This is a genomic window from Pseudomonas sp. NPDC098747 (assembly GCF_044760045.1).
Taxonomy (GTDB): domain Bacteria; phylum Pseudomonadota; class Gammaproteobacteria; order Pseudomonadales; family Pseudomonadaceae; genus Aquipseudomonas.
In genome coordinates this window covers 1-20,760 of the sequence record NZ_JBIWAL010000055.1, presented here as the reverse complement: position 1 = coordinate 20,760, position 20,760 = coordinate 1, and the positions used below count along the sequence as shown (strand labels likewise).

General features: G+C 59.2%; 17 protein-coding genes, 1 pseudogene and 1 riboswitch. Of the genes and pseudogenes, 8 read left to right on the top strand and 10 right to left on the bottom strand.

The window, feature by feature from the left end; translation table 11 throughout:
• Nucleotides 1–1,476, top strand: a 1,476-nt coding sequence (locus tag ACIQVE_RS24310; RefSeq protein ID WP_402813223.1) for a calcium-binding protein, incomplete at its 5' end; no start/stop codon positions are given.
• Nucleotides 1,477–1,559: 83 nt separating this feature from the next.
• On the opposite strand, the gene ACIQVE_RS24305 is transcribed toward ACIQVE_RS24310, so the two are convergent.
• From ACIQVE_RS24305 to ACIQVE_RS24285, 5 genes are all read right to left on the bottom strand, one after another.
• Entirely contained in the window at nt 1,560–4,292 is a 2,733-nt protein-coding gene (locus tag ACIQVE_RS24305; protein ID WP_402813220.1) for a LuxR C-terminal-related transcriptional regulator, read from the bottom strand.
• Between the two features lie 177 nt (nt 4,293–4,469).
• Nucleotides 4,470–5,834, bottom strand: coding sequence for a DUF1329 domain-containing protein (locus ACIQVE_RS24300; RefSeq protein ID WP_402813217.1), 1,365 nt, complete (start codon nt 5,832–5,834; stop codon nt 4,470–4,472).
• A 27-nt stretch (nt 5,835–5,861) separates the two neighbouring features.
• A complete protein-coding gene (locus ACIQVE_RS24295; protein WP_402813214.1) occupies nt 5,862–7,751 on the bottom strand; it encodes a DUF1302 domain-containing protein in 1,890 nt (629 codons plus the stop codon).
• A gap of 336 nt (nt 7,752–8,087) precedes the next feature.
• On the bottom strand, nt 8,088–9,770 hold the full coding sequence (locus ACIQVE_RS24290) for a fatty acid--CoA ligase (RefSeq protein WP_402813211.1): 1,683 nt from the start codon (nt 9,768–9,770) through the stop codon (nt 8,088–8,090).
• Between the two features lie 144 nt (nt 9,771–9,914).
• Nucleotides 9,915–10,544, bottom strand: a complete 630-nt coding sequence (locus tag ACIQVE_RS24285) for a LysE family translocator (protein WP_402813209.1) — start codon at nt 10,542–10,544, stop codon at nt 9,915–9,917.
• A gap of 243 nt (nt 10,545–10,787) precedes the next feature.
• Between ACIQVE_RS24285 and ACIQVE_RS24280 the strand changes: the two genes are divergently transcribed.
• The 3 genes from ACIQVE_RS24280 (at nt 10,788) to ACIQVE_RS24270 (ending at nt 13,620) form a co-directional block, all read left to right on the top strand.
• Nucleotides 10,788–11,753 (top strand): 2-hydroxyacid dehydrogenase, encoded by a 966-nt coding sequence (locus ACIQVE_RS24280; RefSeq protein ID WP_402813206.1) that lies wholly within the window; start codon nt 10,788–10,790, stop codon nt 11,751–11,753.
• 31 nt (nt 11,754–11,784) lie between these two features.
• Nucleotides 11,785–12,783, top strand: coding sequence for a methyltransferase (locus ACIQVE_RS24275; RefSeq protein ID WP_402813204.1), 999 nt, complete (start codon nt 11,785–11,787; stop codon nt 12,781–12,783).
• Nucleotides 12,784–12,823: 40 nt separating this feature from the next.
• Nucleotides 12,824–12,960: riboswitch (yybP-ykoY riboswitch) on the top strand.
• Between the two features lie 75 nt (nt 12,961–13,035).
• Nucleotides 13,036–13,620 carry a TMEM165/GDT1 family protein gene (locus tag ACIQVE_RS24270; protein WP_402813201.1) on the top strand — a complete coding sequence of 195 codons (585 nt, stop codon included), beginning with the start codon at nt 13,036–13,038 and terminating at the stop codon, nt 13,618–13,620.
• A 196-nt stretch (nt 13,621–13,816) separates the two neighbouring features.
• Here the strand turns inward: ACIQVE_RS24270 and ACIQVE_RS24265 are convergent, their stop codons facing one another.
• Nucleotides 13,817–14,635 carry a M48 family metallopeptidase gene (locus ACIQVE_RS24265; RefSeq protein ID WP_402813198.1) on the bottom strand — a complete coding sequence of 273 codons (819 nt, stop codon included), beginning with the start codon at nt 14,633–14,635 and terminating at the stop codon, nt 13,817–13,819.
• 193 nt (nt 14,636–14,828) lie between these two features.
• Between ACIQVE_RS24265 and ACIQVE_RS24260 the strand changes: the two are divergent.
• Nucleotides 14,829–16,175 (top strand): annotated as a pseudogene (locus tag ACIQVE_RS24260) (HAMP domain-containing protein); the annotation flags it as partial.
• Nucleotides 16,176–16,187: 12 nt separating this feature from the next.
• Complete coding sequence (locus ACIQVE_RS24255) at nt 16,188–17,030, top strand: methyl-accepting chemotaxis protein (protein WP_402813255.1); 843 nt, start codon at nt 16,188–16,190, stop codon at nt 17,028–17,030.
• Nucleotides 17,031–17,235: 205 nt separating this feature from the next.
• Here the strand turns inward: ACIQVE_RS24255 and ACIQVE_RS24250 are convergent, their stop codons facing one another.
• The 3 genes from ACIQVE_RS24250 to ACIQVE_RS24240 are packed head-to-tail and all read right to left on the bottom strand — an operon-like array spanning nt 17,236 to nt 18,348.
• A complete protein-coding gene (locus ACIQVE_RS24250) occupies nt 17,236–17,859 on the bottom strand; it encodes an SOS response-associated peptidase (protein WP_402813195.1) in 624 nt (207 codons plus the stop codon).
• A 36-nt stretch (nt 17,860–17,895) separates the two neighbouring features.
• Nucleotides 17,896–18,156, bottom strand: a complete 261-nt coding sequence (locus ACIQVE_RS24245; protein ID WP_402813192.1) for a putative signal transducing protein — start codon at nt 18,154–18,156, stop codon at nt 17,896–17,898.
• A gap of 9 nt (nt 18,157–18,165) precedes the next feature.
• Nucleotides 18,166–18,348: a CPXCG motif-containing cysteine-rich protein gene (locus ACIQVE_RS24240; RefSeq protein ID WP_402813189.1), complete on the bottom strand. Its 183-nt coding sequence runs from the start codon at nt 18,346–18,348 to the stop codon at nt 18,166–18,168.
• Nucleotides 18,349–18,506: 158 nt separating this feature from the next.
• Here ACIQVE_RS24240 and ACIQVE_RS24235 point away from each other — a divergent pair, with 158 nt between their 5' ends.
• A complete protein-coding gene (locus ACIQVE_RS24235; RefSeq protein WP_402813186.1) occupies nt 18,507–19,622 on the top strand; it encodes a 1-acyl-sn-glycerol-3-phosphate acyltransferase in 1,116 nt (371 codons plus the stop codon).
• A 140-nt stretch (nt 19,623–19,762) separates the two neighbouring features.
• On the opposite strand, the gene ACIQVE_RS24230 is transcribed toward ACIQVE_RS24235, so the two are convergent.
• Nucleotides 19,763–20,041, bottom strand: coding sequence for a hypothetical protein (locus tag ACIQVE_RS24230; protein ID WP_402813184.1), 279 nt, complete (start codon nt 20,039–20,041; stop codon nt 19,763–19,765).
• 184 nt (nt 20,042–20,225) lie between these two features.
• Here ACIQVE_RS24230 and ACIQVE_RS24225 point away from each other — a divergent pair, with 184 nt between their 5' ends.
• Nucleotides 20,226–20,432 carry a hypothetical protein gene (locus tag ACIQVE_RS24225; protein ID WP_008083982.1) on the top strand — a complete coding sequence of 69 codons (207 nt, stop codon included), beginning with the start codon at nt 20,226–20,228 and terminating at the stop codon, nt 20,430–20,432.
• Nucleotides 20,433–20,760: the final 328 nt, after the last annotated feature.

Below are 20,760 nucleotides of genomic sequence, written 5' to 3'. Positions count from 1 at the left end.
GAAAATCTGGTGCTGACCGGCAATGCCGTCAACGGTACCGGTAACGCGCTGAACAACACGCTGACTGGCAATGCTGCAGCAAACACCCTCGATGGCAGTCTCGGCGCCGACACCATGATCGGCGGCGACGGCGTTGACACTTACTACGTCGATAACGTCGGCGACGTGGTGATCGAAGCCGACGCCTCGCTGACCGCTCTTGACCGTGTGTTTTCCTCCATTGATTACACCCTTGGCGCAAACGTCGAAAACCTGATCCTGATCAGCAATTCCATCAACGGTACCGGCAACGAGCGAAACAACCGCATGACCGGCAACGCCGCAGCCAACACCCTCGATGGCGGCGCCGGCGCCGACACCATGATCGGTGGCGCTGGTGATGACACTTACATCGTGGATAACTACCAGGATGTGGTGATCGAACAGATCGGTGAAGGTCATGACCTGATCAAAACCAGTTTCAGCTACACCCTGTCGGCCAACATCGAGGACCTGACGATGGTTGGCAATGACCACTCGGCGTTGACCGGCAATGCGTTGAACAACGTGATCAGGGGTAATTCCGGCATCAACTATATCGACGGCGGACTAGGTGCCGACACCATGATTGGCGGCGCTGGCAACGACTCCTACAACGTGGACAATATCAATGATGTTGTCATTGAACTCGCCGACGAAGGGATTGATACCGTCAACACCAGTATCGACTACACACTGGCGGATAACGTCGATGATGGCCAGATGATTGGCAACGCCAACCTGAATCTCACTGGTAACGCACTTGATAACGTATTGCGCGGCAACGAAGGCAACAATATTCTCTCGGGCGGGCTCGGTGCTGACCGCATGATTGGTGAGGGCGGCGACGATATCTTCATCGTGGATAACGTCAATGACTTGGTGTTTGAATCTCCCCTCAATGGCGGTCACGACCTTATTCGGACTACTGTCGACTACTTCCTCGCGGAAAACGTCGAAGACGGTACTATGCTTGGCAACGCAGACTTGCGCCTGACAGGCAACAATCTCGATAACGTCCTGACCGGCAACTCCGGCAACAACATACTCATGGGTAATAACGGTACCGACACGCTGTACGGTGCAGAAGGTAACGACACTCTATATGGCGGATCGGGAAATACCACGTTGGTCGGTGGTACCGGGGCCGACACCTTTGCCTTCACCAATATGATCGTGATGGGACTCGAAACAGGCACAGGCCGTTCGCATAACGTCGTTAACGACTTCAACGCGTTGGAAGGGGACAAGATCGATTTCTCCAGTTTCGATATTGATCCGATGGCGCTTGGCTACCAACACCTGACGTTCATTGGCTCAAATGAATTCACCGGAACCGGACAACTGCGCTTTGCGGATCAGGTCCTGTCGGGCAACTTGAGCGAAATCATGGGGGGGTACTTCGAGGTGCAAATGGTGGGTATCAACTCTCTCAGCGCGAACGACGTATTGGTCTGACCTTTTCGCTCTTGCTGCGAATCGAAATACGCAAATGAAAACACCCCGCCAAGGCAGGGTGTTTTTTTTGTTTTTTTTATCCCTCAGGCCAACAGCCCCAACTCCTTGGCCCGCGCCACAGCCTGCGTGCGCCGTTCAACCCCAAGCTTGCTGTTGATATGGCTGGCGTGGGTTTTCACGGTGTGCAGTGAGATGAATAACTGGTCGCTGATTTCCTGGTTCGAACAGCCTTGGGCGATCAGGCGCAGTACCGCCAGTTCGCGGCTGCTGAGTTGCTCGGTAGTGCTCGATTCCACTGCCGGACGGGGCGCCGCTGGCGGAAAGTGTTGCAGCAGTTGCTGTCCTGCCAACGTTGGCGAGGCCAGCAATTGTCCGCGCAACCAGTCCTCGTGCCCTTTGACCAAAGAATCGAACGGTTGCAGCACGCCCCCGGCCGCTGCCTCCAGCGCTTGATTCAGCACCTTGCGCGCCTCCGCTTCGCGCCCACCGGCCAACAGCAACGCAACCTTCTGCGTCAACGCCATCACACTGAGCAACTGGCGCCCGGTTTGCTGGCCGTTTTCGTGCAATACGTTCAAGCGCCCTTCGGCGAGCATCGGTTGCCCTTGAATCACATCGAGCAGTGCCTGTTGCAGTTCGACATGCAATGGCAGTTGTGGATGAAATTCCGGCGGCGCCGCCGCACGTTCGCCCGTGTAGGTCTGGCCCAAGCGCGTGAGCCAGGCTTCGGCAAGATCGGTGCGCCCCTGCGCCAGCCACAATTCACATTTGACCAGGGTGATCATCGCCAGGTAGTAGATCGGCGGCACGTCCCAGATGTGCATCAGCCGTTCGGCTTCGGCGAGTTCGGCAAAGGCTTTGGCGAACTCGCCGCTGACGCCATCAAGGCGCGCGATCACGCAGTGACCGATCAACACACTGATGTCGCGACAGGCTCGCGCCTCACTGAGCCCGGCCAATAAACGTGCCCGCGCAGCCTGCGGCTGCAAGCGCATGGCCAGCAGAAAGCCTTCGTACAACGTCAATCGCGCGCGCACGGCGTACAGGCGCTGCGGGGAAAGTCCGCGCAGCCGTTCCAGGCCCTGATGCACTTCATCGAGCGAGCGCAGAATTTCACCGCGAGACTGCAAAACACGGGCGCGATCGTAATGCGCGAGTGCTTCGAATAGCGGATTGCCGACGCGTTGCGCCAACTCGAGGGATTCACGATTCAATCCACGAGCGCGCCACAGATCACCGTCGGCGATTGCCAGGTTGGATAACGTCGACAGACACATCAGCCGCTGGCCGTAGCGCTTGGCCGGCAGGCTTTCGAGCGCTTCGCTGCAGTACTTGAGCGTCAATTCGCGATGACCGCGTCCGCGCGCGATGATCCCGCTCAACGCCAGCCATTGCGCCAGCATCGACTTTTGCGCCGTGCCGGACGGCGCCGGCAGGAAGCGGCTCAGATGACTGGACAACTCCTCGGCGGCGTCGAGCTGACAAGCCAGCCCCAATGCCCAGCTGTACAGCACGATCAAGCGCGGCGAGCTGATCAGCAAGCTTTCGGGCAAGTCCATTTTCCAGCGCAACAGCATGCCGACATTCTGCTCGGCCAGCAGTTGCTCCTCCGACAGGTTCTGCACCAGATTCGCCGCGACGTCGAGGTGACCGGCACGTAATGCCTGCTCCACCGCTTCGTCGAGCAAACCCTGAGCGTTGAACCAGCGACAGGCGCGTAGATGCAGCGTCGCGGTGGGCACCATCGCCTGCGCAACCGGGCGACTGCGCAACAAGTCCGAGAATAAATGGTGATAGCGATACCAGTGACCATGCTCATCCAGCGGCACCAGAAACACCTGATGCGCCTGCAGGAAACGCAGGATCTCGGCACTGTCATGGGCGTCGCGCACGGCATCGCACAGTTCGCTGCAAAAGCGCTCCTGCGGTGCGGTGTCGTAGAGAAATGATTGCACTTCGATGGGCAGGCAATCGATGACTTCTTCGAGCAGATAGTCGCGGATCAGACCTTCCCCGCCGTTCAGCGCTTGCGGCAATGCCGCTTCGCTGCCGGCTTCGGATGCTGCCAGCAGCCAGAAACGCAGCCCGGCAACCCAGCCTTCGCTGCGCTGGATGAGGTTTTCCAACGCTTCGCCGCGCAGTGAAGTGCTGTGGCGATCGAGCAATGTCAGGGCTTCGTCGTGGGTCAGGCGCAAATCCTGCTCGTGCAGTTCCAGCAATTGCCGCGACAGTCGCAAGCGCGCCAGATGCCAGTCAGGGCGCTGGCGACTGGTGACCATCACCAGCAAACCCTCGGGCAAGTGATTGAGGAAAAACTGCAGGCAACGGTCGAGCACCGGGCCTTGAGCGAGATGGTAATCATCGAGCACCAGCAACAACGGTGTCGCCGGATCAAGGTGCTGCGCCAGTTCGTCGAGCAGACCGTCGAGCCATTCTTCAAAGGCAAAAGGCTGGTGACGTTGACGCATCTTCAGCAGACCGAGCGCGCGGCTGCCCAGTTGTGGAAAGTAGTCCTGTAGGCCTTCTAGCAAGCGCTCGAGAAAGCGGCCGGGGTCGCTGTCCCGTGGGCTCAGACCCAGCCAGAGACTTTGCCAATGCACCGGCAGACTCTGGCAAAACTCCACGGCCAGCGAACTCTTGCCGAAGCCTGCGGGGGCGCTGACCAGCAACAGCCGCCCGCCAAGTCCTGCTTTCAGGCGCTCGCAAAGGCGTGGTCGCAACACGTATCCGTCAGGCAGCGGCGGGCGAAAAAAACGCCCATCCAGTGTCGGGACGGCTACGGTTGCGGGACCCGGAAGTGGGGACAGATCAGTCATGGCCGGCTCTTGTTCGAATTGCTGTTGGCGGCGTTGCAGATGTCCGCAGACTAGCCTTAAACGAACCGGTTATGAAGGTAGCTGCTACAAATGGCTACAAAAAGGCTACAGACAAAAAAAACGCCCCGAACCAGTCGGGGCGTTTTCACGAGGATGCGGCCTCGGATTTACAACGGTTTAGCGAACACCTTCCTGACGCAGAGCAGCCGGGGTGAAGTCGCTGGTGGTGGCGGTGAAGCCGAAGTCATACGCACTCTTCTCTTCGTTCTTCATGCCCAGCGCCAGGTAGCGGCCGGATTGCAGGTCGTAGAGGGTTTCCAGGGCATACCACGGCACTTGCTTGTCGTAGTAGTTCTCGGCATGCGCCTCGGCCACACGCCACAGCTGACCACGACCGTCGTAATGGTCGATGACCGCTGCCTGCCAAGTGTCTTCGTCGATGTAGAAGTCACGCTTGGCGTAGATGTGGCGCTGACCTTCTTTCAGGGTTGCAACCACATGCCAAACGCGGCGCAGCTCGTAACGCGCCAGATCCTGGTTGATGTGGCCGGCCTTGATGATGTCGGCGTATTTCAGTTTCGGATCATCAAGCTTGTAACTGTCGGAGGCGATATACATCTCTTTCTTGCCTTCGAGTTTCCAGTCGTAGCGATCCGGCGCACCGTTGAACATGTCGAGATTGTCGGAGGTACGCAGGCCATCCGCCGCAGTACCCGGGCCGTCATAGGACACTTGTGGCGCGCGGCGCACACGACGCTGACCGGCGTTGTAGACCCACGCCGAACGTGGCTCCTTCACTTGGTCGAGGGTTTCGTGAACCAGCAGCACACCACCGGCCAGACGTGCCGGCGCGGTTACTTTCTGCTTGAAGTAGAACAGGATGTTGCCCGGATTTTTCGGATCGTAATCCTTCATCTTGTCGCGGAACACGAACTGATCCTGGAAGTACACCAGGCTGTACGAACCGTTTGGCTGTGGCGTGGCCTGGGTTACCAGACGGGTCACGCTGCCGCCACGATAGCGGGTGATGTGGTTCCAGATGACTTCGACGCCGGTTTTTGGAATCGGGAACGGCACAGCCGTCTCGAAGTTTTCCAGACCGTTGCCACCCGAGACCAGCGTGGTAGTGGTGGCGTTTTTCTTGATGGAGGCGAACACCTCATCCGGCACGGTAGCACCGCGATGCGATGGGTAGACCGGCATCTTGAAGGTTTCCGGGTAGCGCTTGAACATCGCGTACTGGCCCGGCGCAAGTTTGTCCTTGTACTTGTCGGCATCCTTGGCAGTGATGGTGAACAGCGGTTGCTCACTGGCATAAGGGTTGGACAGGAAACCACGTGCGTCGACCGTGCCGGCATTCTTCGCCAGCGGCTTCCAGGCCGGGATCGAACCGTCGGCGTTACCGGCCATCTCGGCGCCCATTGGGGTCAGGCTCTTGCCCAGCTTGTCGGCTTCGGCAGCAGGCACGGCGGCCATGACACCGGTCGCCAGCAGCGACAGGCCCAGAACACCGGCGTGGAACAGACTCTTTGTTATTTTCATAAATTCGTTCGTCCTGAAATGCAGTGCTTAGAAGTTCACGCCGAAGCTGAGCGCAACGAAGTCGCGGTCATCCACGGTGGTGTACTTGCCGTCGAAGAAGTTGGTGTAGGCCAGGCTCGCGGTGTAGGTGTTCTGGTACTCGGCATCGACGCCCAGACTGACCGCTTTGCGACCTTCCTCGAAGTTGCCGCCAGGGCCAGGCGAGTAGCCGCTGACGTCATGGGACCAGGCCACGTTCGGCTTGAGGTTCACACCGGCGAAGACGTCGTTGTATTCCCAGATGGCCCGACCGCGATAGCCCCACGACATCGATGTGGTGAAGCCGTCGTTGTCGCAATTGCGGCTGCGGTTGTTCTGCGGCGAACCAGGCCCTGCACCATTGATGGTGCTGGCGTTGAGAATGTTGGCGCATGTATTGATAGCGCCAGTGGCCGGCAACTCACCCGGGCCATAAACCGGATCACGGCCATAACGCTTGTCGGAGCGGCTTTCCAGCCCGCCGACGTAGGTCGCGCCGACTTCACCAACGAGTGTCAGACGGCTGGCGCCCATGACCTGATCGAAGAAGTGCGTGAAGGTCGTCTGCAGCTGGGTGATTTCCTTGCGCTCATAGCCATGCAGGTCCTGGCCAGGAACGCCAGTGAGCAGCGAGGCGTTGGTCAGTGCGCCGCCCAGCGGACGTACACCGGCGAACAGGATGTCGGTGGAGTTCAGTTGCACCGGAGCATTAGGTCGGTAGCTGATTTCACCACTCCACGCCGTACCGGTAGGCAGGGTCGTGGAGAAGCTCAGGCCGTACAGGCGGATGTCTTCCGGGTATTCGACGAAGTATTGCGAATTGCCCGCCACCAGCAACGGTGCAAGGGCAGCGAACGGCCCTGGCAACGCGCGCGCAGTGTTGTAGACCGACTGCGGTGCACCGGTTGCGCTGAAGATCGGCGCACGGCTGTGATAATTCATGAAGTAGGCGCCGAACTCGGTATCGAGCGGTTCGAACATGTATTTCAGAGACGCGCCCCACTGGCCGCTGTCGCGAGCATCGCGATCCGGGCCACGACGGACCAGTACGCCTTCACCGTTGACGTCGACGCCGTTGGCGGCCAATGGCCCCAAGGCAATCGCAGGAATGGTCGAGCGCTTGTTCAGCACGCGCAGGTTGTTTTCGCAGCCGTCGGCAATAATGTCCGGTTGGGAGAAGAAGGTGCCGCAGTTGTCGACGACGGTCTGGTCCCATTCCAGCTGATAGAACGCTTCAGCCGAGAGGTTTTCGGTCAGGCTCTGGGACACGTAGAACATGTTGACCGGAATCAGGCCTTCCTTGATCTCGGCGCCCGGACGACGGAATGCAGACACGTCGATAGGGTTGATCGAGTTGATGCCGCCACCGATGAAGGTGCTTTCACCCCAGCTCACCACCTGCTTGCCCAGACGCACGGAGCCTGGCTGATCGGCGATGGAGTAGTTGTGGTAGACGAAGGCGTCGAGGATCTGCGCACCGGAGGATTTGGCGCCCTCTTTGCGGCCCGAATCGCTGATGTCCTTGAACTGACGGCTTTCGTCCTTGAGTTCGAAGTCGTACCAGTATTTGCCACGGACGAACACGCCGGTGTCGCCGTACTTCAATTCAAGGTCATGGATGCCCTTGAAGATCTTCGAGAAGGTTTCGCCGCTCTTGAAGTTGGCGTGGCCATCGTCAGAAGTCTGCGACAGACCGTGGCCGCCGTTGTTGACGCCGATGAGATTCTTGTTCGGGCTCTGGGTAGACCAACTGGCGCCGATCGACAGGGATGAATCGAACTGACCTTCGATTTCACCAACGTTGAAACTGACGCCGAATGCAGGCCCGGCGAGCGAAGAAGCAAGACTGACCGCCAGAGGCAGTTTCGCCCGGCGCCAGAACTGGTTTACTGAGGTCATCGACGCTACTCCATGTGCATTATTGTTATGGCAGTGAGTACTTTTAAAAACGCCTGAAGGACCGGAGGCCAAAGGCTGTCCGACGTCACTCCAAAGATGCATCGCCCCGTTTTGTGCGTGTGCCACGTTCTTAAAAATCCTTGAGTGGACTATAGCCAGCAGGTTGTAGAGCTTGATCCCTCTAAAGTGTGATTTGCACCTGCCGACCACTCTGGAACAGTCCTTTCGCCAGTCCGACACATGTCGGCACGGCAAGGATGGCTGAAATTTTCGATTTCACAAGCCGAGCGCTTGCTTGGTGGGTCTGGCGCGCCGTTTTCGGCGCGCCAGCAGACACTAAAGTGTCGAGAGGAAGGTGCTGTTATTGGCCTGCCATTCTGTGATGTCGAGGCGGATGCGCTTCTTGTCGAGCTTGCCGACGCTGGTCTTGGGAATTTCCGTAACAAGGGCAATCTGGCTCGGAATCGCCCACTTGCTCAAATGCCCCAACTCGACGAATGGCTTGAGGTGTTCCTTGAGCTCGCGTGCCCCGATTTCATGCCCTTCGCGGATCACCAGCAGGGCAAACGGACGCTCGCCCCACTGCGGATCGGCGATGCCCACCACTGCTACTTCGCGTACCGCGACGTGACGGCTGATCAGGTCTTCGAGGTCCAGCGAGGAAATCCATTCGCCACCCGTCTTGATCACGTCCTTGATCCGGTCGCGGATATCGATCACGCCCATGCTGTCGAGCGTCGCCACGTCACCGGTGTGCAGCCAGCCGCCGGCCCACAGTTCGGCGCCCTTCTGCGGCTCTTTGAAATAACCTTCGGTAAGCCATGGCGCACGCAGCACCAGCTCACCCTGGGTTTCGCCGTCGGCCGGGAGGAAGTTGCCTTCGGCATCGACGATTGCGGCTTCCACCAGCGGCCCTGGCACACCTGCCTTGATCCGATAAGTGGTGCGCTCGTCCTCAGTGCCGGCCATCAGTTCGTCGTTGAGGTGCGCGCACGAAACCAATGGCCCGGTTTCGGACATGCCATAGGCGGCGGTGAGTTGAATGCCGCGAGCCTTGGCGGTTTCGTACAGGGTGCGATTGAGTGCGCTGCCGCCAATGACGATTTTCCAGCCGCCGAAATCGGTGTCTTGGGCACCTTTGGCGTTGAGCAGCATTTGCAGGATGGTCGGCACGCAATGGGAGAACGTGACTTTCTCCTTGCGCCACAGCTCCACCAGAAACTCCGGATCGTAACGCCCCGGATAAACCTGTTTAAGCCCAAGCATGGTCGCCACGTAAGGCAGGCCCCAGGCATGTACGTGGAACATCGGCGTGATCGGCATGTACACATCGTTGGTGCCGAGCAGGCGCACGCTGTCGATGGAGCCCATGATCGTCGACACGCCCATGGTGTGCAGCACCAGTTGCCGATGGGTGAAGTACACGCCTTTCGGGTTGCCGGTGGTGCCGGTGGTGTAGAACGTGGTGGCGACCGAGTTTTCGTCGAAATCCGCAAAGTCATATTTCGGGCTGGCTGCGGCCAGCAGTTGCTCGTATTCGCCCACCAGATTCGGCAGCTCGGCGGTTTTCTCCGGCAGATCGGTCAGCAGCAGGGTTTTCTCTACCGTGGTCAGGTGCGGCGCGATCGCCTGGTACAGCCCGACGAACTCGCTGTTGACCAGCACAAAGCGGTCCTCAGCGTGGTTCATGGTGTAGAGGATCTGTTCCGGTGACAGACGCACGTTGATGGTGTGGATCACCGCGCCGATCATCGGAACGGCAAACATGCACTCCAGGTAACGATGGCTGTCCCAGTCCATCACCGCCACGGTGTCACCCGCCTTCACACCGGCAGCCGTCAGCACATTGGCCAGCCGCGCCACGCGCTCTATCAGCGTCGGGTAGCTGTAGCGCAACTGGTCACGGTAGATGATCTCGCGGGTTTTCTCGTAACGGGCACCGGACATCAGCAGCCGTTTGATCAGCAATGGATACTGGTAGGCCCCATCGGCTGGGGGAATGACGCGAGTCTGCAACATAAGAATCCCTTTTCTGACCGCTCGGTGTTGGCGTAGAGATTTGTACTCTAAAACCCTTATACGCCAGCCAAATCAGTCAAAGGAATGATTTGCAGAACCGTACAAATGCTAGCTTTGCGCCAGCACTTGCCGGTTTCTCATCAATTAGTGCATCTCGGTGAACGCGAGTTTCACGCCGATGGCGATCAGCACAGCGCCCATGGTGCGGTCGAACCAGTGGCCCATGCGGGCGAAAGCGGCGCGCACGCGTTGCTGGCTGAACAGCATGGCCACCAGGCAGAACCAGAAAGCTGTCGCGACGGCGAGGTAAACCCCGTAACCGGCCTGCACCGCCAGCGGCGTGTGCGGGTTGATCACCACGGTGAACAACGACAGAAAGAACAGTGTGGCTTTCGGGTTCAGGCCGTTGGTCACGAAGCCTGAAGTGAATGCGCCTCGGGCAGTGCGCTCCCCCGCTTCCTTGTGCAGATCATCGCTGACGGGTTTTGCCGGTTGCGCACGCAAGGCCTTGAAGCCGATGTACAGCAGGTAAGCCGCAGCCGCCCATTTCAGCGCGTTGAACAGCACAATCGACTGCGACACGATCAAGCCGATGCCCAACAGCGAATAGCCCACATGCAGGAAAATCGCCGTGCCGACACCGAGCGCCGTCCAGGTGCCTGCGCGGCGGCCGTGGGTGACACTTTCGCGCACGACCACGGCAAAGTCCGGGCCGGGGCTGGCGACGGCCAGCAGGTGGATCAGTGCAACGGTCAAGAACTCGGTCCAGTACATGGGGGCTCCTCTGGAATTGATCAGTCAAACCGGACTCAAGACGCCGATGCTTAACCCCTGTGGGAGCGAGCTTGCTCGCGAATGCGGTGTGTCAGACGACCACTATTTACCTGACACACCCTCTTCGCGAGCAAGCTCGCTCCCACAGGATTTTTGAGCAACGCAGACATCGAGTAACCAATTGTTTCATCTGGTAGGCTCGGCAGATTACGCCTTCCGTTCAAGGCACAAAAGGTACAGTTGATGACGAACCCGCGCCGCGCCGTATTCCTTGATCACCCGTCGCTGGATCTTGGCGATCTCGACCTCAGCCCGTTGCGTGATTGCTTCAGCGACTTGCAATTGTTCGCTCAGACCTTGCCTGAACAGGTTGCCGAACGCCTGCAAGGCGCCACTGTGGCGATCAGCAACAAGATCCTCATCGACGCCGCCGCCATGGCCGCCAACCCTGACCTGAAACTGATCCTGATCACCGCCACCGGCACCAACAACGTCGATCTGGCGGCCGCGCGCGCCCATGGCATTACCGTGTGCAACTGTCAGGGTTACGGCACACCATCGGTGGCGCAACACACGATCATGCTGCTACTCAACCTCGCCACACGCCTGGCCGATTATCAAAAAGCCGTCGGTGAAGGTCGCTGGCAGCAGGCGAAACAGTTCTGCCTGCTCGACTACCCGATTGTCGAACTGCAAGGCAAAACCCTCGGCTTGCTCGGTCATGGTGAGCTCGGCAGCGCCGTCGCAAAACTGGCCGAAGCCTTCGGCATGCGCGTGTTGCTCGGGCAGATTCCGGGGCGCCCTGCCCGAGCGGATCGTTTGCCGCTGGATGAACTGCTCCCGCAGATCGACGCCCTGACCTTGCACTGCCCGCTCAACGAACACACTCGCCACTTCATTGGTACCCGCGAACTGGCTTCGATGAAGCCCGGCGCGTTCGTGGTCAACACCGCCCGCGGCGGGCTGATAGATGAACAGGCCCTGGCCGATGCCTTGCGCGCCGGTCATCTGGGTGGCGCCGCCACTGACGTTCTGAGTGTCGAGCCGCCTACCCAGGGTAATCCGCTGCTGGCCGCCGACATTCCGCGCCTGATCGTCACCCCGCACAATGCGTGGGGCAGCCGCGAAGCCCGGCAGCGCATCGTCGGTCAATTGACCGAAAACGCCGAGGCATTCTTCAGCGGTAAGGCGCTGCGGGTCGTCAGTTGATAGACTGCGGCACTTTTTTTGAGGAGCAGTTATGGATCCGCGCAGTGAAGTACTGCTTCGTCAGCCCGAATTATTCCAGGGTTCGCTGTTGTTGGCCGGTTTGCCTGCCGACGATTTGCTCGGGCGCCTGCCCAACGCGTTTGGCTGGTGCTGGCATGCCGGTGATCAAAACGCCCTGGAGGCGCGCTTCGAAGGGCGCAGCCATTTCGGCGTGAACATTCCAGAGCGCGAGTTCGACAGCGCCGTGGTGTTCCTGCCCAAGTCCAAGGACTTGACCGATTACATCCTCAACGCCGTGGCCGCGCGCCTGGCCGGGCGGGAAGTGTTTCTGGTCGGGGAAAAACGCAGCGGCATCGAGGGCGCTTCCAAACAACTCAACCCGTTCGGCAAGCCGCGCAAGCTCGACAGCGCGCGGCACTGCCAACTCTGGCAAGTCACGGTAGCCAATGCCCCTGAAGCGCAATCGCTGGAAAGCCTTGCGCAAACCTATGAATTGCCGCTGGCCGAAGGCCCGCTGAAAGTCATCAGCCTGCCAGGCGTGTTCAGCCACGGTCGACTGGATCGCGGCAGCGCGCTGTTGCTGGAGCATCTGGACAAACTGCCGAGCGGCCACCTGCTCGACTTCGGCTGTGGCGCGGGGGTGTTGGGGGCTGCGGTAAAACGTCGCTACCCGCATAACCAGGTCACCTTGCTCGACGTCGACGCTTTTGCCGCCGCCAGCAGCCGTCTGACCCTTGCAGCCAACGGGCTGGAGGCTGAAGTGCTGACCGGTGACGGTATCGATGCTGCACCGATGGGTTTGAGCGCGATTCTAAGCAATCCGCCGTTCCATGTCGGCGTCCACACCGACTATTTCGCGACCGAGAACTTGCTGCGAAAAGCAGCCAAACATCTGAAAAACGGTGGCGAACTTCGCTTGGTTGCCAATAGCTTCCTGAAGTATCAACCGCTGATCGAAGAGCATCTTGGGGTCTGTGCGATCAAGGCCGAGGGTAACGGTTTCCGGATTTACCGGGCCAAGCGCGGCTGAAAATTTGTTCTTGCTCTATCGGATTTGCGAAGGCAGAATCCGCTCCGTCCTAGGGGAGTAGTCTCCCACGAGCGCCAAGCTCGTCCGGCATACGTCAACATACTTGATCCTCAGATCATGGCGTATGCGACCCCAGCGTCCGCACCAGACGGATCGCAGGGTTTGACAAGACCTATGACACGCACACCTTACCCGGGGCGGGAAGGCTGTACGTGTCATAGCCGTGTCGACCCGCCCCTTAGGAAAATCCTGATGCTGGACTCGTTACTCGTTCCCACCGCAATCGTTGCCTTGGCCGAAATCGGCGACAAGACGCAACTGCTCGCGCTGATTCTCGCCGCACGCTTTCGCAAACCCTGGCCGATCATTGCCGGTATTGTCGCCGCGACCCTGGCCAACCACGCAGCAGCCGGTGTGGTAGGCGCCTGGTTTGGCAGCTTCTTCTCGAATGCGACGTTGCACTGGATCCTCGCCGTGAGCTTCGCGGCTACTGCATTGTGGACGCTGGTCCCGGACAAAATGGATGACGATGAAGCCAGCACCGCACGCAAGTTCGGGCCGTTCCTGACCACGCTGATTGCGTTCTTCCTCGCCGAAATGGGCGACAAAACCCAGGTCGCTACGGTGATGCTCGCCGCGCAATATCCGGAACTGTGGCTGGTGATTATCGGCACCACGTTGGGCATGCTGATTGCCAACGTGCCGGTGGTTTTGGCGGGTAATTTTGCGGCGGAGAAACTGCCGCTGACGCTGATCCGACGCCTGGCGGCCTCGGCATTCCTGATTCTGGCGATCGTTGCTGTGTACAAGGCGATGCAGAGCAGTGGTTGGGTTTAAATCAATCTGCTGAAGAAACACTAACCTGTGTGGCGAGGGGATTTATCCCCGTTGGGCTGCGAAGCAGCCCCAAATCCTGCCACCCAACTATTCCTGACACACCGCACTGGATGGTTTCAGGGCTGCTTCGCAGCCCAACGGGGATAAATCCCCTCGCCACAATGAAATCCCGTCAATCACAGAATCTGCGAGAGTTTCAGGACTTCGGGGCTTTTTCGTACAGTGGCATCACTTTCGGAATCGCCGCTTGCAACGAAGCAATCCGACTGGCCGACGCAGGGTGCGTGCTCATGAATTCTGGCGGCGAGCCTTCCGACGCCTTGCTCATCTTGTTCCACAGGGTGATCGCGGCGTTCGGGTTGTACCCGGCGCGAGCGGCCAGTTCCAAACCAATCAGGTCGGCTTCGTTTTCGTTGGCACGACTGTTGGGCAACGTCATGCCGTAGTTGGCCACGGTGTCGGCCAGCGCCAGGCTGTCCTGACCGAGACCGAGCAGTGCGCCCGCGCCCTGCTTGGCCATTTCAATGCCATAGGCCTTGGACATAGCCTCACGACCGTGCTCGCGCAGAGCGTGGGCGATTTCATGGCCCATGATTGCGGCGATCTCATCGTCGGTGAGTTTCAGGCTGTCGATCAGTCCGGTGTAGAAAAAGATCTTGCCGCCGGGGCCGCAGTTGGCGTTGAGTTCATCGCTCTTGATCAGATTGACTTCCCACTTCCACTGCGCCGAATCCGGACGAAAAGTCGGCGCCTGGGCGATCAAACGGCTGGCAATCGCCTGAACCCGTTTGGCGTCGCTGCTGGTCTTGTCCAGCACACCCTTGGTCGACGCCTCGCCCACGGTCTTCTGATAGGACTGGGCATACATCTGGTCGACCTCTTGCGAGGACAGCATGCTGAACATGTATTGCTTGCGCTCCACACCCACAGCGCCGCCGCTGGTGGTGTTGACCGACTGACAACCGGCCAGCAACAGCGCTGCACTCAGTGCACTTACAACCAATGTCTTGTTCATTCAAAAGCTCCCTGGAAACCTGTCGCGTATCGTAGGCGGGTAATTGTATCGGCGCCAGATACAACGGACGTGTTGCATAAACTTTCAGAACACGCCCGTTGATGCTGTAGGAAAAACTTCACACTCATCGCCAGGCCCCGCAGCAACAGCGTCGCGCACCGATCCATTTGCGACATCTCCTTGCGACGCACTCATGGCTCAATTCGCCCGGCCGATACAACAGCGCAGACGTCCTCTTGCGTGCGGAGCTCCCATGAAGTTCAAGTCGATCCAGTTTTCCGTTGCCGCCCTGGCCGGCGCCATCGTGCTCAGTGTAGTTGCCGCACTGGTGTTGTACGCGCTGTTTTCCGGCGCCCGCACCCAGGACATGGTGCAGCAGCGCACCCAAGCGCAGTTCGAGCAAGTCATCGAACAACGCCTGACCTCGCTGGCGCAGACCCAGGTCAGCCAGATCCAGCGCGAACTCGAAGCGCCGCTGCTGATTGCCGGTGGACTGGTGCGGGTCAACGCCCTGCTCGGCACGCCGGCTGCCGATGGCCAGCCGCGCCTGACCGTCAGCCGTGAACAATTGATCAGCCTGATCAAAGAGAACGTCGAAAAGAACCCGAAGATTCTCGGCACCTACATCGGCTGGGAAAAAAACGCACTGGACCACAATGACGCGGCCTACGTCGGCACCAGCGTCGTCGGTATCGATGCAGCCAACGGGCGCTTCCTGCCGTGGTGGTTCCGCAATGACGACGGCACCCTCGGCCTCGACAAACTGATCGACGTCGATGACCAGAAAACTCTGTCTACCGGCGTACGCGCCAGTGAGTACTACCTGTGCTCGAAAGAAAGCAAAAAATCCTGCGTGATTGATCCGGCGCCTTACAAGGTCGGCGACAAGATCGTCATGCTGGCCTCCTTTATTGAACCGATCATGCTCAACGGCGCGTTCCAGGGCATCGTCGGCGCCGACCTGTCGGTGAATTTCATCCAGGAAATGCTCCTCGCTGCCAACCAGAAGCTGTACAGCGGTGCCGGCGAAATGGCCCTGGTCGGCGGAAACGGACGGATCGTCGCCTACACCAAGGACACGAGCAAATTCGGCGAAAAAGTCAGCGACATCCTCGACGCCGAACAGACGGCCAACATGGCCAACCTCAAGCGCGGGGAAGTCACCTACTCCGTGAATAAGGACAAGGGCCGCATCGAGTTGTACCTGCCCTTCGGCATCGGTCAGACCGACGCACGCTGGACGCTGATGCTACAACTGCCGCTCAACGCCGTGATGGCTGACTTGCAGAAACTTCAGGCCGACCTCGACGCCCAGCGCAAATCCGACACATTCGGTATGGCCATGGTCGGCTTGATCATCGCTGGCATCGGCCTGCTGGTGATCTGGCTGGTCGGTCACGGCATCGCACGGCCGCTGAAGCAGATGGTTGCGATGCTCGATGACATTGCTCAGGGTGAAGGTGATCTGACCCGCCGCTTGAGCAGTGATCGCAGTGATGAACTCGGCTCGATTGCCAAGGGCTTCAATACGTTCCTGAGCAAGTTGCAGGCGATGATCACCCAAGTGGTGACGTCGGTGCAGAGCGTCAGCGATTCCTCGGAACACACCGCCGACATCGCCATTCGCACCAACATCGGTATCCAGAAACAAATGGCCGAAATCGATCAAGTCGCCACGGCGGTGCACGAAATGACCGCCACCGCGCAGGACGTTGCACGCAACGCGACCCAGGCTGCGCAAGCCGCCAGCCATGCCGATAAGGCGGCCAGCCAGGGCATGCAAATCGTGCGAGACACCTCGAATTCGATTGGCGTGCTGGCGGTGGAAATCGGCAAGGCTGTCGACGTGGTGCAAACCCTGGCCAAGGACAGCGAGAACATCAACGCGATCCTCACGGCGATTCGCGGGATTGCCGAGCAGACCAATCTGCTGGCGCTGAACGCAGCCATTGAAGCGGCGCGCGCCGGTGAGCAGGGGCGCGGCTTTGCGGTGGTGGCGGACGAGGTGCGTAATCTGGCGCAAAAAACCCAGAAAGCCACCGAAGAAATCCAGACCATGATCCAGCAACTGCAACAGGGCACCCGCGATGTGGTACGGGTCATGGAGGACAGCCAGAACCGCACCGACGAAAGCGTGCAACACGCGGCGAAAGCCGCCGAGGCGCTGGAGACGATTACTCGTGCGGTGTCGGTCATCAACGACATGAACACGCAGATCGCCAGTGCGGCCGAGGAACAGAGCGCGGTGGCGGATGACATCAACCGCAACGTAATCAACATCGGGCAAGTGGCCAATGAAGTGGCGGGCGGCGCAGATGAGTCGAGTTCGGCGAGTGCCGATCTGACCAAGTTGGCGGAGCAGCAGCGGCGGTTGATCAATCAGTTCAAGGTTTGAAAAGCGAAAAGCCCCTCACCCCAGCCCTCTCCCCGAGGGAGAGGGGGCCGACCGAGTTGTCTTGCGCCATACATCGACCTGTAATAACGAGTCGATTATGGATTCGGTAAAGCTCTTTCAAGTCGGCGGAGTTCTGCAAATCCCCCGATCAGTTCCCTCTCCCTCCGGGAGAGGGTTAGGGTGAGGGGTTCTTGATCCAAACGGCCTAACCCGGGGTCAAACACTCCGGCCCATTGAGCTTCGGATCATTGACCATATTCGCCAACACCCGCTCGCGCAACGCGGCAGGCTCGCTGGCGAGCAACGCTTGCAAGGTGTGCAGCGGCGTCTGTGGATCAAGCCACGCCGCCTGCCCCGCCTCATCCAGAATCAACGGCCGACGCTGACTGGATGCCGGTTGAGTAATCACCGCCGTGCTCAACCAGACCTGCTCCTGCACCGGATAAGCCTCCCAGATCGCCGCGAAAAACAGCGAAGCCCCCTCCCCCGGCGTCAGCCAGTACGGGCGCTTGCGCTGAGTCCCGCGCCATTCGTAAAAACCATTGGCCGGCAGCAGGCAGCGACGCAAGCGCAGCGCCTCGCGAAACATCGGTTGTTCGGCCACGGTTTCGGACCGGGCATGCGCCGGGGTGCGCGACAAATCCGTCAGCCACGGCGGCGTCAGTCCCCAGCGGGCGCGGGCCAACGTGCGCTCGCCGTTTTCACCGGCACGCAGCATCAACACCGAATCGTTGGGGGAAATGTTCCACTGCGCCAGTTGATCGGCAGGAAAACCTGGCAGGGCCGCGAAATCACGGTTCCAGCGAAACAGGGCATAACGTCCACACATGGGGCAACACGACTCAAAAATAAAACAAACGTCAGCCTAACAGACCAGCGTACCAGGGAAGCTCTCCGGTTCGTCGCCGGGCAGCGGCAGCGCGGCATTGTACGCGGTGATCAGCTCAAGGGCGTATTCGGCCTGATCGTTATCCACCGACAGCCCGAGCACCCCGAAAATCGGCAAATCACCGGTGCCGCCGAGCAAATCCTGGCCCATCAGGTGCGCCTCGATACCTTCGCTGGCAAGCATGCCCTTGAGCATCTCGCCTTCCATCAGGTTTTCCGGCTCGTAGATTCGCTGCATGAGCGCCCCTCACTCGTTTTCGCTGAAGACTTCCAGATGCCACTCATCTTCGTGAACCTGCAATACAAACTTGATCGGCTTACAACACACCTGACAGTCCTCGATATAAGTCTGATCGCCCCCCGACAGATCAACTGTCGTCTCGACCTCTTCACCACAATACGGACATTCATACAGTGCGCCTTCCAGCATCGCGGTCTCCCAAGTGACTTGTGCGTATAATCGCCGGTCTATTTGCAGGGCTATTTTTGTCTGACTGTTTTTTCAGACCGTGCCCCGTTGGTTTTCGATCAAAACCTTTACTTACCCTAGCCGTTTCCAACCGACCTTACGACGACAGCGAAGTACCTGTGGTACTGGCAAGACTGCTCGGCGACAAGGCGTTTCTAGATATCCTCACCCACTTCCGCTTCCCGCGTTTTGCCGGTCCGTTCGGCTGGATGCTCAAACCACTTATAGCCCATCGGCTGCGTCGTGAGTTTGCCGACGTGACATCGGTGGCAACTTTGCAGGACAAAGTCGAGGCTTACGTCGACCATACCATCGAGCGTGCCACCGACGGCGTGACCTACACCGGTGTCGAGCAATTCAAGTCCGGCAGCGCTTATCTGTTCATCGCCAACCACCGCGACATCGTGATGGACCCGGCCTTCGTCAACTATGCCGTATACCACGCGGGCCTGCCGACGCCGCGTATCGCGATCGGTGACAACCTGCTGCAGAAGCCGTTTGTCAGCGACCTGATGCGTCTGAACAAGAGCTTCATCGTGCATCGCTCGATCACCGGCCGTCGCGAGAAAATGGCCGCGTATCAACTGTTGTCGGCGTACATCAACCACTCGATCCGCAACGATTGCGCCTCGATCTGGATTGCTCAGGCCGAAGGCCGGGCGAAGGATGGCGATGACCGCACCGAGTCGGCGATCCTCAAGATGTTCCACATGAGCCGCAAGGACGAGCCGTTCGGCGAAGTGATTCAGTCGTTGAACGTCACCCCGGTGTCGATCAGCTACGAATACGATCCGTGCGACCAGGCCAAGGCCCGCGAGTTGTACATCCGCGCCACCACCGGCACTTACAGCAAAGTACCGGGCGAGGATGACGTGAGCATCGCCAAAGGAATCACTGGCTACAAGGGCCGGGTGCATGTGAACTTCGCTGCGCCAATCACCGAGCGGTTCGAAGACACCAAGCAATTGGCGGTCGAGATGGACAAGCAGATTCTCGGCGGCTACCGGTTGTTCCCGGTGCATTACCTGGCCTATGCGCAGTGGGCCGATGCTGATCCAGCGCTGAATGTGCCGAAAGCTGCCGAGGTGTTCCCGGCGGATGAGTTGGCGAAGGCGCAGGAAGAATGGCAGTCACGGCTGGATGATTGCCCTGAAGAGCATCGTCCGTACATGGTGCTGCAATATGCGACACCGGTGCGTAATCAGTATCGGGTCAAGGCTGGGTTGGCGCTGTAAGCAGGCAAACTGGCGCCTTTGTGGCGAGGGGATTTAGCGAAACGTCGCAGCGCCCCCCCAGTTTCCAGCTGAAAAAAGCAGGGGCCTGCTGCGCAGGCCGACGGGGATAAATCCCCTCGCCACAGGGTTTTGCATTCAATTCAGAATCGGGTGCTGATCCAGGAAATGACCAGGGCCAGGCCCAGGCACGCAAAACCGAAGCGATAGAAAAAACGGTTCATGCGCAATGTCGCCCAATCGAGGATCGGTTCGGCGTTCGGCTGAGCCTGGCGCTGGGCGGCGATGCTGGCCGTTGCGCGTTGTTCGCGGCGGCGGGTTGCGTGCAGCAGCCAACTGCCCGGAAACGCCAAGAGCAGCGCCAGCAGATTGATCAATTTGGCAGGATGGTTGGTAAACAGCGTCATCAAATGCAGCGACATCACAGACCTCAAACTTAATCAGCGTGGCAGACCGACGACCGCGGCGGGATTCTACCGAAACCTGCCCCCGGCGCCTCTCCTTTACGACAAATAACCCTTCAATCGACCGATGGCTGTCGTGTGTCACGGCTTCGTCATTTCTATCGGCCACCATGCGCGCCTCGAAACCGACATGGAACGCCACATGCTTCACGCTGAAAACCAGGATCGTCTGTACCTCATCACCCCCTATGACGAACAGCAAAGCCTTGTCGGCAGCCTCGCCTTCAATGTTCAGGATCGTCATTGGCTGGTGTATTGCGCGCTGGGCGGGCATCAGCATGCGGATTTGCCTGAGACGGATTTGCTGACAGGCGTCAGCGTGCTCGATTTCTATTCGCAAGCTGCCTGACGTCAAAAGCGATCAAAATCAAAAGCACCCTCACCCTAGCCCTCTCCCGGAGGGAGAGGGGACTGACCGAGGTGAATATTCGAGTTACGCCGACCTGAAATTTCGAAGGTGAATGTAGATCTCGTAATCGACACAAATCGGCTCCCTTTCCCCTCGCCCCCTTGGGGGCGGTCCGACGTTTCGGGAGGGCTGGGGTGAGGGGGTAAAATCTTCCGGACAACACAAATCTTACCGTGTCTAGTCCTGAAATAGGTTTACACCTTTTTCACCCCAACGCCCGATGCACCGCGTCGGGCGTTTTGTATTTTAAGGACAGGTGCGGTCGCTC

Excerpts from the sequence above, each read along its gene's own strand:
- ACIQVE_RS24305 (WP_402813220.1), bottom strand. The coding sequence starts at position 4,292 with ATGACTGATCTGTCCCCACTTCCGGGTCCCGCAACCGTAGCCGTCCCG.
- ACIQVE_RS24300 (WP_402813217.1), bottom strand. The coding sequence starts at position 5,834 with ATGAAAATAACAAAGAGTCTGTTCCACGCCGGTGTTCTGGGCCTGTCG.
- ACIQVE_RS24295 (WP_402813214.1), bottom strand. The coding sequence starts at position 7,751 with ATGACCTCAGTAAACCAGTTCTGGCGCCGGGCGAAACTGCCTCTGGCG.
- ACIQVE_RS24290 (WP_402813211.1), bottom strand. The coding sequence starts at position 9,770 with ATGTTGCAGACTCGCGTCATTCCCCCAGCCGATGGGGCCTACCAGTAT.
- ACIQVE_RS24285 (WP_402813209.1), bottom strand. The coding sequence starts at position 10,544 with ATGTACTGGACCGAGTTCTTGACCGTTGCACTGATCCACCTGCTGGCC.
- ACIQVE_RS24280 (WP_402813206.1), top strand. The coding sequence starts at position 10,788 with ATGACGAACCCGCGCCGCGCCGTATTCCTTGATCACCCGTCGCTGGAT.
- ACIQVE_RS24275 (WP_402813204.1), top strand. The coding sequence starts at position 11,785 with ATGGATCCGCGCAGTGAAGTACTGCTTCGTCAGCCCGAATTATTCCAG.
- ACIQVE_RS24270 (WP_402813201.1), top strand. The coding sequence starts at position 13,036 with ATGCTGGACTCGTTACTCGTTCCCACCGCAATCGTTGCCTTGGCCGAA.
- ACIQVE_RS24265 (WP_402813198.1), bottom strand. The coding sequence starts at position 14,635 with ATGAACAAGACATTGGTTGTAAGTGCACTGAGTGCAGCGCTGTTGCTG.
- ACIQVE_RS24255 (WP_402813255.1), top strand. The coding sequence starts at position 16,188 with ATGATCACCCAAGTGGTGACGTCGGTGCAGAGCGTCAGCGATTCCTCG.
- ACIQVE_RS24250 (WP_402813195.1), bottom strand. The coding sequence starts at position 17,859 with ATGTGTGGACGTTATGCCCTGTTTCGCTGGAACCGTGATTTCGCGGCC.
- ACIQVE_RS24245 (WP_402813192.1), bottom strand. The coding sequence starts at position 18,156 with ATGCAGCGAATCTACGAGCCGGAAAACCTGATGGAAGGCGAGATGCTC.
- ACIQVE_RS24240 (WP_402813189.1), bottom strand. The coding sequence starts at position 18,348 with ATGCTGGAAGGCGCACTGTATGAATGTCCGTATTGTGGTGAAGAGGTC.
- ACIQVE_RS24230 (WP_402813184.1), bottom strand. The coding sequence starts at position 20,041 with ATGTCGCTGCATTTGATGACGCTGTTTACCAACCATCCTGCCAAATTG.
- ACIQVE_RS24225 (WP_008083982.1), top strand. The coding sequence starts at position 20,226 with ATGCTTCACGCTGAAAACCAGGATCGTCTGTACCTCATCACCCCCTAT.